This window comes from Moorena sp. SIO3B2 (assembly GCF_010692525.1).
GTDB lineage: Bacteria > Cyanobacteriota > Cyanobacteriia > Cyanobacteriales > Coleofasciculaceae > Moorena > Moorena producens.
In genome coordinates this window covers 1-6933 of the sequence record NZ_JAAHHE010000316.1, presented here as the reverse complement: position 1 = coordinate 6933, position 6933 = coordinate 1, and the positions used below count along the sequence as shown (strand labels likewise).

Here is a 6933-nt window from a genome sequence, read left to right as displayed (position 1 = left end):
GGTACGGGGCTTCACTCAACTGGCGGTGGAGTTGGTTGCCCTTGATCAGTGGATCGAGTCTGACCAGAGAATTTTGTATGGCATTGTTACCACCGGAGAAGACTGGCGTTTCGGTACTTTTAATCGCCTTGAACGTTCCATACAACAAGACCCCAAGCGCTACATCGTCCCAGAAGAGTTAACCCAGTTGCTGGAAATTTTAGTCGGGATTATGACTTGAAACCATAGCTGAATGCTTACTATGAAATGCACCCCCTAAGAATTACGTTTTATGGTAACTTAATAAATCCGGCTTGTACAAAATGTTGATCAAATGTTAAAGCAACATTAATTTTTAGCTTGTTCATCACCACAAAAGATAGGCAATCTGTTAACGAATAGGATTTATCTTGATATTTCTGAAAATAGTCCCATCCTTCTAAAAAAAGAACTTCATTAACCTGAATCAAATCTACTACAGAGCTGGTTAGTAAACGTTTTCCTATCTCCACCGCTTTACTATGAAGATAACGACTATTTAAGAAGGTTACCACTTCATCAAAAACATAAGACGTTGTAACTAATTTTAAAGTCTTTCTGTCTAAACTTTGCCAATGATTTAACGTGATTTGGTGATTTTGGTCATCAGCCAATTCTAAAGCTATAAGATAGCTTGTGTCTAAAAACAAGCAATTCATTATTAATAGTTATATAAATACTGATCAATAGATGTAGAAGCATCACTGACTCCACCCACAACTGGATTATCTCCGAGTCCCCAAATGGGATCATCTACATCATTGTTATTTTCTGGTAGCTGTTGATTTTGTTGCTGTAATTGTTTAAGTTTAACAATTTCATGATGTAAGGCTAACACAACTAATTCCTCAAGATTATTGACTAGTCCTGTTTGAATTAGTTCTTCTGTAGTTTTCAGCAAATCTATTGGTAAATTTAATGTGATTTGATTGACGTTTTCCATGGATAGTATTGTTTTGATGAGATGAGAGGCTTACTTATGATTAATTTAGGTTATATATAGTCTAGCTTAGTTAGCAAAACTAAACTTGCCCATGATTAAGCTAACATTAGCTTAGCGCAATTCTTCCCCATGGCACAGGCATCAACTGAATCCTAACACCCATTCGCTCCACACCCACTAAAGCTAATCATAAATCCTCTATCCTTGATTCCCGATTCCCGATTCCCGATTCCCGTTCCCCTCCTGGGAGGGGTTAGGGGTGGGTTCCGATTCCCGATTCCCGTTCCCCTCCTGGGAGGGGTTAGGGGTGGGTTCCGATTCCCGATTCCCTACTCCCTATTCCCTACTTCCACCATCGACTAACATCATCAACCGCTGCCACCGTTTCTCTTAGGGCTTCAATACCCCCAAAGTGGATGATTAAAGGAGCTAATTCAGGAAGAGCTTTAAGAAAATTGGGACGGGTTAGACTAGCTAAACTATCAAGAATTTGTTGCCAAAAAGGAAAATCAACTGACGAAGGAGTTAAGGTCTTAATTAAGTCCTGTAAGACATGGGCTCGGGAGGATTCATCCCCAATCGCTCTGGCGCAATCTAAGGCTTTTGGTAACACTTGAGGTAAGTGGGGGGCTAAGCTGATTAAGGCTAATGCTTGCTGGGATTCATCCCCAAGGGCTCTGGCGCAGTCTAAGGCTTCTGGTAACACTTGAGGTAAGTGGGGGGCTAAGCCGAGTAAGGCTTTTGCTCGGGAGGATTCATGCCCAATGGCTCTGGCGCAATCTAAGGCTTCTGGTAACACTTGTGGGAAGTGGGGGGCTAAGGCGATTAAGGCATCGGCTCGGGAGAATTCAGACCGAAGGGCTCTGGCACAATCTAAGGCTTCTGGTAACACTTGTGGGAAGTGGGGGGCTAAGTCCTTTAAGACATGGACTCGGGAGAATTCATCCCCAATCGCTCTGGCAGCATCTAAGGCTTCTGGTAACACTTGTGGGAAGTAGGGGGCTAAGTCCTTTAAGGCATCGGCTCGGGAGAATTCAGACCGAAGGGCTCTGGCGGCCTCTAAGGCTTCTGGTAACACTTGAGGTAAGAGGAGGGCTAAGCCGAGTAAGACTTTTGCTCGGTGGAATTCATCCTCAAGAGCTCTGGCGACATCTAAGGCTTTTGGTAATAACCCTTGGGGTAAGTGGGGGGCTAAGCGGAGTAAGGCATTAGCTCGGTGGGATTCATCCCCAATCGCTATGGCGCAATCTAAGGCTTCTGGTAACACTTGGGGTAAGTGGGGGGCTAAGCCGATTAAGGCATTAGCTCGGTGGGATTCATCCCCAATCGCTATGGCGCAATCTAAGGCTTCTGGTAACACTTGTGGGAAGTAGGAGGCTAAGCCGATTAAGGCATTAGCTCGGTGGGATTCATCCTCAATCGCTATGGCGCAATCTAAGGCTTCTGGTAACACTTGTGGGAAGTGGGGGGCTAAGCCGATTAAGGCATTAGCTCGGTGGGATTCATCCCAAATCCCTCTGGCGCAATCTAAGGCTTCTGGTAACACTTGAGGTAAGTGGGGGGCTAAGCCGACTAAGGCATCGGCTCGGTGGGATTCATCCCCAATCGCTATGGCGCAATCTAAGGCTTGGGGTAACAACGTTTCGGGTAAGTGGGTGGCTAAGCCGATTAAGGCTCTGGCTCGGTCTTTTTCATCCCCAATCGCTATGGCGCGATCTAAGGCTTTTGGTAACAAGGTTTCGGGTAAGTGGGGGGCTAAGCTGATTAAGACATAGGATCGGTCGTATTCATTCTGAATGGCTATGGCGCAATCTAAGGCTTGGTGTAACACTTGGGGTAAGAGGGGGACTAAGGCGATTAAGGCATTAGCTCTTTCGTATTCATACCGAATGGCTATGGCGCAATCTAAGGCTTCTGGTAACACTTCGGGAAAGTGGGGGGCTAAGGCCACTAAGGCTATGACTCGGTGGTATTCATGGGAAATCCCTCTGGCGCAATCTAAAGCTTCCGGTAACAGATCGGGTAAGTGGGGGGCTAAGCCGACTAATAAAGCTCGGGAGGATTCATGCCGAATGGCTCTGGCGTAATCTAAGGCTTGGTGTAACAAAACTTCCGTTAAGTAGGGTGCTAAGCCGATTAAGGCATCGACTCGGTGGTCTTCATCCCCAATCGCTATGGCGCAATCTAAGGCTTCTGGTAACACTTCGGGAAAGTGGGGGGCTAAGCCGATTAAGGCTCTGGCTCGGTCTTTTTCATACCCAATCCCTCTGACGCAATCTAAGGCTTGGGGTAACAACGTTTCGGGTAAGTAGGGGGCTAAGCCGATTAAGGCATCGGCTCGTTTGTATTTATACCGAATGGCTCTGGCGCAATCTAAGGCTTGGGGTAACAACACATCGGGTAAGTGGGGGGCTAAGGCGACTAAGGCATAGGCTCGGTATTCTTCATCCGAAATCCCTCTGGCGCAATCTAAGGCTTCTGGTAACACTTCCGGTAATTGGGGGGCTAAGGCCATTAAGGCATCGGCTCGGAAGTATTCATACTTAATCCCTCTGGCGCAATCTAAGGCTTCTGGTAATAAAGAAGCCGGAAGATACTTACTAATTGCCTTCAAACCCTCTACTTGACTACTAGAATTTTTGCTCTGTCGCACATAAGCTAGTCCCTGGGCTGGCGTCCAGATTTTTTTCTCCAGTAATGCTGCCATTAACCCTGGAGGAATCTTTCCAGCCAAGCTGTTGAGGGATGTGGTAATCAGAGCATACCGACACTGTAGACTAATCGATTCTGTAGGATTTTCTGTAAAATTATCTGCTGCTATTGCCCAAGCTCTCGATACATCCTTGATAAAATTAGCAGTGTTTCCCTGTCTATCACACTGCCAATACCAACCGTTATCTCCTGCTGGAGTTTCTTCTTTCAGGAGTTGATGAATTTGATCTATCTTTTCAGCTTTCTCTAGGTGCCAGGTTAAGTGGCTATAGATATAACCATCATCGGGCAATGTATGCCATAATCCCTTTTCGGTCTTAGTTTGATAACGTTCTAATAATTGCTGATGGGCTTCTGTAATTGATAATCCTAGCTCTGGTTGCAGCAGATTACGGGCTAAATCATGTAACAGGTCATGGAGGCGATAGTTAGTTTTTTGGGTACTAGAGACTCCTGGTAGTAATAACGCTTTTTGTCGTAAGTATCGTAAAGTCTTTTTAGCTTGAAATGAATTACATTTCCATAACGTTGTGGCCATGGTTTCAGTAATAGTGACATCCTCCGGCAGTACCCCTAACCAAGCAAATTGTTTCAATCTCTCGGCAGATAATCGCTTTAAACTGAGATTAAACGAAGCGACTAGACTGTAGTTTTTGCGCTTAGCGTCACTTGGTTCTTCTTCTGCTTCCCATCGATCCAAGGCTTCTAAACTAGCAATTTCTGCTTGTAACTCATCCAGTAACTCTTCCCAACAGAATCCATCCCTAACTTGGGCAGCAGCTAATTCTAAGGCTAGGGGTAAGTAGCCGACGGTTTTGGCTAAGGTTTTAGCATAGTCGAGTTCTTGATTAGTTAACTCATTGTTGAAACAAGACGTTAATAACTCCAAGGATTGATTTAGAGTCATCACATCTAAATCATAGCGAATCGCACCTTTAACCGGAGCTTCTCTGGTAGTGACTAAAACCCGACAGCCATCTCCAGCTACTCGAAACGGTTCAACATGGTCAGGATGCCAAACATCATCCACGACTAGCAAGGCTTTTTTATCAGATAATAACGTTCTTAATTGTAAAGAAGCGCTATCAATATTAATCGGTTTAAAATCATAATCTCCTAATTGCTGTATCCACGTACTTAGAAACGATAAGATATCAGGTTGCTGACCTAAAGTAGCCCAAAAAATCCCATCGGGAAAATGGGATTGAACCTCTGGATCATGGGCTAATGCTGCAGCTAACGTGGATTTACCAATGCCTCCTAAGCCATAGATGGCACTAACCACTAAAGTGCCAGCTCTAGCAGTTTCTTGGGATAACAGAATTTGTTTTAGTCGTTGGCTGACTTCCGGGCGTTCGACATAATACGAAGGTAGTGGGGGTGCTTGATTTTGTCGAGTTTGGTTAACCTGCCTCCCAGGCGACTCCACTCAAGTATTATAATTAATAGTTTGGTCGCCTTTAATAATATTTTGGCTTCCTCCAATATTAGTATTATCTTGATTAATACTCTTCCCTTGGACGAAGTTACCCTGGTTATCTACTTTCTCAATGTTGTAATTATCACGCTTAGCTTGGTGGGATTCCAAGGCTTTGTTAATGTCTTGAATAATTTCCTCTAAATTAGGCAAAGCTTCAGGATCAACAGTAGTCACCAAACGCTCCATACTTTGGGCAACTTGGGGATTTTGCTTCGCTGCCGCTTCTACTTCCAATACCACCTTGGCATAATCAAGTGCTTGCTCTGGAGCTTGCTCGATCGCAGTTACTGTCTCTGGAGACTGTTTTCTCAGGAATTCCAGAAACCTGCTAACTTTGTCCCAGAGAACTTGCCCGATATTTTCCCCAGTTTTTTCTAGGGCTTTAGTGGCCAGCACAGTACCAATAGCTAAACCTGCAGTTGTTAATGGTTCCATAGTTGAACGAGATTACTCACAGTTTTAGTATATAACTAAAGCAAAGGGAGCAGGGAGCAGGGAGTAGGGAATCGGGAATCGGGAATCGGGAGTGGGGGGATAGGGTTTGAGTTTTTTTTGATAACTGAGTAGTATCAAATTTAAATCGGCAAAATATTAGCTATTGATAAGATTTTGATACTCATCGTGTGTGCCAATCCAAATCCAGTAATAATCGTTACCTTTCTTGATTGCTAAAGCCCGGTAGTTAAGAGTGATACGTGCTGACCAAAGATTGTTGCCCACTTTCTTGAAGTGCAATGATGGATGAAATTGATTTTGCTGCCAAATTCGGTAAGCTTTTCGCGCTTGCTCCTTAACTGAGGTCGGAAGTAAGGCGTAAGTTTTCCAAAAATCAGCTTAGGTGCGCTTTCTGTTGGCGAATTAAATTCGCCACAGGTCGCACCTGTCGTAAAGGATTTCATTAAGCTCCTTAACTTGATTGGTAGCAATATCTGCTTCTGCTCTGGCAATCAGGCTGTCTAGCTTTCCTGATTTTAGATCAGATTCTAGCTGCTGGTCCCACTTATTGTCTAAATCATCTAAATAATGTTGTAAGCGGGCTGCCAGCTCTCGAATCTCGCTGTTCGGTAATTGTCGAATAGCCGTTTCGATTTCATCAAGAGTGAACATAACTAGTTTGTAAATGATAATTGATACTATGTTATAGCATTTTTAGTTTAAATGTAAACATAGGATTGATGTACAAAGGGAGCAGGAATAAGGGATAAGGGAGCAGGGACTTCGGAGCAGTAAACAAAAATCATCACAATTATTAATTTAGTATTGCTATAAAAAAACACACAATTAATTACAGAAAATTTACTACATAAATGAGTCAAATTTTTATTTGTAAATAAATGTAAATATTTTTAATTACCCCTTGCATTTTTTCCAGGAGTTATCTATACTATAGAAAGTTACGACCGATACTAATAACCGCGCTGGTAACAGCCTTTATCAAATCAGCGCGGTTTTCCTCCCACTCACATAGGAGTTACTTCCATGATGCCAAAAATATCACGATCATCAATCCTGGCTGGATGCATATTATTCAAAGGGCCGGTGGTGCGTTACGGGACGGGCTATCCCAACCCTGGCGACCGTGACAATCAGGGCGAGCCCGTCCCTAACACACCCTACTGGCGTGGCACAGCTAAAATAGTGCAATAGAAATAAGATAACTGAGGCGGAAAGTATGGGAAGAGGAAAACGAGACAAGGTGATTCTGAGTCGAGAACAGAGAAAAAGGCTGGAAGTCATAAGCAACAATGGATACGCCCCAGCCAAAAAAATACTTCATGCT

At 43.8% G+C, this 6933-nt stretch carries 6 protein-coding genes and 2 pseudogenes; 2 read left to right on the top strand and 6 right to left on the bottom strand.

Annotation, left to right across the window (positions count from 1 at the left end; genetic code table 11):
• Positions 1-220: pseudogene (locus F6K38_RS32295) on the top strand (hypothetical protein); the annotation flags it as partial.
• 49 nt (positions 221-269) lie between these two features.
• Here the strand turns inward: F6K38_RS32295 and F6K38_RS32290 are convergent.
• Both F6K38_RS32290 and F6K38_RS32285 read right to left on the bottom strand, forming a co-directional pair.
• Positions 270-677, bottom strand: coding sequence for a type II toxin-antitoxin system VapC family toxin (locus F6K38_RS32290; RefSeq protein WP_287257292.1), 408 nt, complete (start codon positions 675-677; stop codon positions 270-272).
• A gap of 2 nt (positions 678-679) precedes the next feature.
• Entirely contained in the window at positions 680-961 is a 282-nt protein-coding gene (locus tag F6K38_RS32285; RefSeq protein ID WP_287257291.1) for a hypothetical protein, read from the bottom strand.
• 204 nt (positions 962-1165) lie between these two features.
• On the opposite strand from F6K38_RS32285, the gene F6K38_RS32280 reads away from it, so the two are divergent.
• Positions 1166-1324 (top strand): hypothetical protein, encoded by a 159-nt coding sequence (locus F6K38_RS32280; RefSeq protein WP_287359176.1) that lies wholly within the window; start codon positions 1166-1168, stop codon positions 1322-1324.
• On the opposite strand, the gene F6K38_RS32275 is transcribed toward F6K38_RS32280, so the two are convergent.
• The 4 genes and pseudogenes from F6K38_RS32275 to F6K38_RS32265 all read right to left on the bottom strand — a co-directional run bounded on the left by F6K38_RS32275 (position 1305) and on the right by F6K38_RS32265 (position 6260).
• Positions 1305-5102 (bottom strand): NB-ARC domain-containing protein, encoded by a 3798-nt coding sequence (locus F6K38_RS32275; RefSeq protein WP_287359173.1) that lies wholly within the window; start codon positions 5100-5102, stop codon positions 1305-1307. The two genes, F6K38_RS32280 and F6K38_RS32275, sit on opposite strands and share 20 nt — an antisense overlap.
• On the bottom strand, positions 5103-5588 hold the full coding sequence (locus F6K38_RS32270) for a hypothetical protein (RefSeq protein ID WP_287359171.1): 486 nt from the start codon (positions 5586-5588) through the stop codon (positions 5103-5105).
• A 156-nt stretch (positions 5589-5744) separates the two neighbouring features.
• A pseudogene (locus tag F6K38_RS44515) lies at positions 5745-5984 on the bottom strand (ParE family toxin-like protein); the annotation flags it as partial.
• 27 nt (positions 5985-6011) lie between these two features.
• Positions 6012-6260, bottom strand: coding sequence for a hypothetical protein (locus F6K38_RS32265; RefSeq protein ID WP_287359168.1), 249 nt, complete (start codon positions 6258-6260; stop codon positions 6012-6014).
• Positions 6261-6933: the final 673 nt, after the last annotated feature.

Bases quoted from the DNA above. Each gene is read 5' to 3' on its own strand.
- F6K38_RS32290 (WP_287257292.1), bottom strand. From the start codon at position 677: ATGAATTGCTTGTTTTTAGACACAAGCTATCTTATAGCTTTAGAATTG.
- F6K38_RS32285 (WP_287257291.1), bottom strand. From the start codon at position 961: ATGGAAAACGTCAATCAAATCACATTAAATTTACCAATAGATTTGCTG.
- F6K38_RS32270 (WP_287359171.1), bottom strand. From the start codon at position 5,588: ATGGAACCATTAACAACTGCAGGTTTAGCTATTGGTACTGTGCTGGCC.
- F6K38_RS32265 (WP_287359168.1), bottom strand. From the start codon at position 6,260: ATGTTCACTCTTGATGAAATCGAAACGGCTATTCGACAATTACCGAAC.